Origin of the sequence: Asanoa sp. NPDC050611 (genome assembly GCF_040654855.1) — a bacterium.
Taxonomy (GTDB): domain Bacteria; phylum Actinomycetota; class Actinomycetes; order Mycobacteriales; family Micromonosporaceae; genus Asanoa.
In genome coordinates this window covers 1-2,476 of sequence record NZ_JBFAIU010000591.1, presented here as the reverse complement: position 1 = coordinate 2,476, position 2,476 = coordinate 1, and the positions used below count along the sequence as shown (strand labels likewise).

Below are 2,476 nucleotides of genomic sequence, written 5' to 3'. Positions count from 1 at the left end.
GGTCTTGTTGCCGCCGTACGCCAGACCGCTGTTGCAGTCTTCGCGCTTCGCCCAGATCGGGACGCCCCCGCGACCGCGTCGCGCACCGCGGCCGCCACGTCCGCGACGCGGCGGACGACCAGGTCTCCCGCCGGGCTGGTACGACCGGGTCGGCGCGATACCGGGAGCCAGCACCCGGGCCGCGTAGTCGGCGATCGTCTGCGGCACCCGGTAGCCGGTGCGCAGGTCCAGCTCCCGGACCTCGCGCTTGCCGAGCCGGGCGACCAGCTCCGGCCACGCGCCGGCGGCCAGCGGATGGGTCGCCTGGCCGAGGTCGCCCACGATCGTCATCGAGGCGTACGCCGCCCGGCGCGCGATCATCCGGCACTCCATCGGCGAGAGGTCCTGCGCCTCGTCGACGATCACGTGCAGGTAGTGGTCCGGGACGGTCTCCTCGTCGGTCTCCGCGACGGGCAGCGGCTCCGCCAGCTCCGGCACGTAGCCCTCCTCGCCGTGCGGGTCGTAGCCGTCGGTCCAGCCCACCACCTTGTGGCCCTCGCGCAGGATGATCGCCTCGGCCCAGCGCTGGGCCAGGCCGACCGCGTCGTTGTCGATCGTCGCGCCGGCCACGGCGATCGGCGTGGGCAGCCCGGGGGCGTAGAGCTCCCATCCCTCGCGCAGCCCGGTGCTCAGGACGAACGTGTCGACGAGCCGCGGACCGGAGGTCAGCTCGCGCAGCTGCCACTCCGGCTTGGGCGCCTTCGGCGGCGGTGGCGGCTCGCCGAGCAGCCCGGCCAGCTCGTCGAGCAGCGGCACGTCGTCGACGGAGAGGTCGTCGTGGCCCGCGTAGGACCCGGCCAGGACGGCGGCGTCCGGGCCGGCCACCCGGGCCGGGTCGGCCAGCCACCGCAGCACCGCCGGCGGGGTCAGCGCGGGCCACCACGCGTGCAGGAAGCGGCGGAACTCGGGCCGGTCACGGACCTCGTCGCCGAACAGCTCCGGGTCGAGGTGTGCGCCGTCCACCTTGGACCACAGCGCGTCGGCGAGGGCCACGGCGGCGACCGGGCGGGCCTGGTTGGGCAGCGTGCCGTCGGCCGTGCAGGCGGCGCGGACCGACCGACGGACCGCGGCGAGGTCGGTGGCGTCGAGGGTGAGCACCTGGCCGGCGTACACCAGGCGCAGGCGGTCCGGTGCCTTCGGCGGCGTCTGCCAGATCAGCTCGGCCAGCACCGCGAGCATGCCCTGGCCGCCCTTGACCGCGGCGACCTCCGCGCGCTCGCGGCGCGTCGCGGTCACGCCGTCGAACAGCTCGCCGATCGCCCGCAGGTGGACGCTGTCCTCGCCGAGCGAGGGGAGCACCCGGCCGATGTAGTCGGTGAACACCGTTGACGGGCCGACCACCAGGATGCGGTCGCCGGTGAACCGGCCGCGGTCGGTGTAGAGCAGGTACGCCGCGCGGTGCAGGGCGACCTGGGTCTTGCCCGTGCCGGGCCCGCCGGTGATCAGCGTGACGCCCCGGGCGGGCGCGCGGATGGCCTCGTCCTGCTCCCGCTGGATGGTGGTGACGATGTCGCGCATGTGCGGGCCGCGGGACCGGCGCAGCGCGGCCAGCAGCGCGCCCTCGCCGAGCACGCGCAGGTCGCCCGCGGCGTCGGGGGTCAGCACGTCGTCGTCGAGCCCGACGACCCGGGGGCCGCGGCAGAAGATGACCCGGCGGCGCACCACGCCGAGCGGGTCGCCGGAGGTGGCCCGGTAGAACGGCGCGGCGGCCGGCGCCCGCCAGTCGACCAGCAGGGGCTCGATGCCGTCGCGGACGCCCAACCGTCCGATGTGGTAGATGTCGCCGTCGTCGAAGTCGAGCCGGCCGAAGACGATGCCCTCCTCCTCGGCGTCCAGTTCCTTCATCCGGGCGGCGGCCCGGTGGACGATGGCGTCCCGCTCGACCAGGCCGGCGGCGGAGTTGCCGGACGCCCGCCCGTGTCCTTCGCCCTCGAGCGCCCGGGCCTGGTCGCGCAGCACCTCGAGGCGCGCGTACACCCGGTCGACGACGTGTTGTTCTGCGGCGATCTCCAGTTCCTCGGTGGTGGTCTCCGGTGTCCTGGCTACGGGCACGATGCTCCCCGGGATTGTGCGCGGAAGTGGACCAGGAAACCATATGGTCAGGTCAGGTGCTGAAAATCAGCACTGGGGCCGATTTGATGGGCTTGCGCCGCCGATACACTGGAAAGGGCAAGGGGGTCAGGCGGCGCTCTGCGTCAGGGGATAACGCCAGTTGTTGCTGCGCATGATGTGGCCCGGCGGGTATTCGAAGTCCGTCTCGCCGACGAGCGTGAACCCGGCCTTCCGGCAGACCGCGTTCGACGGCGCGTTGGCGACGCTCGGGAAGGCGTGCAGCCGCTGGTGGCGGCCGTCGGCCCGGGCCGCGTCGATCACCGCCCGGACGGCCGCGGAGACCGCGACGGTGGAGGTCGTACCCTCGCGGAAGAAGACGCCTGGG

General features: G+C 74.1%; 2 protein-coding genes. Both read right to left on the bottom strand.

Features of this window, described 5'->3' with window-relative positions:
- Nucleotides 1–2,091: UvrD-helicase domain-containing protein (locus tag AB0H87_RS40635; RefSeq protein WP_360158827.1), on the bottom strand; the 2,091-nt coding region annotated here is incomplete at its 3' end.
- 126 nt (nucleotides 2,092–2,217) lie between these two features.
- Nucleotides 2,218–2,476, bottom strand: a 259-nt coding sequence (locus AB0H87_RS40630) for a GNAT family protein (RefSeq protein ID WP_360158824.1), incomplete at its 5' end; no start/stop codon positions are given.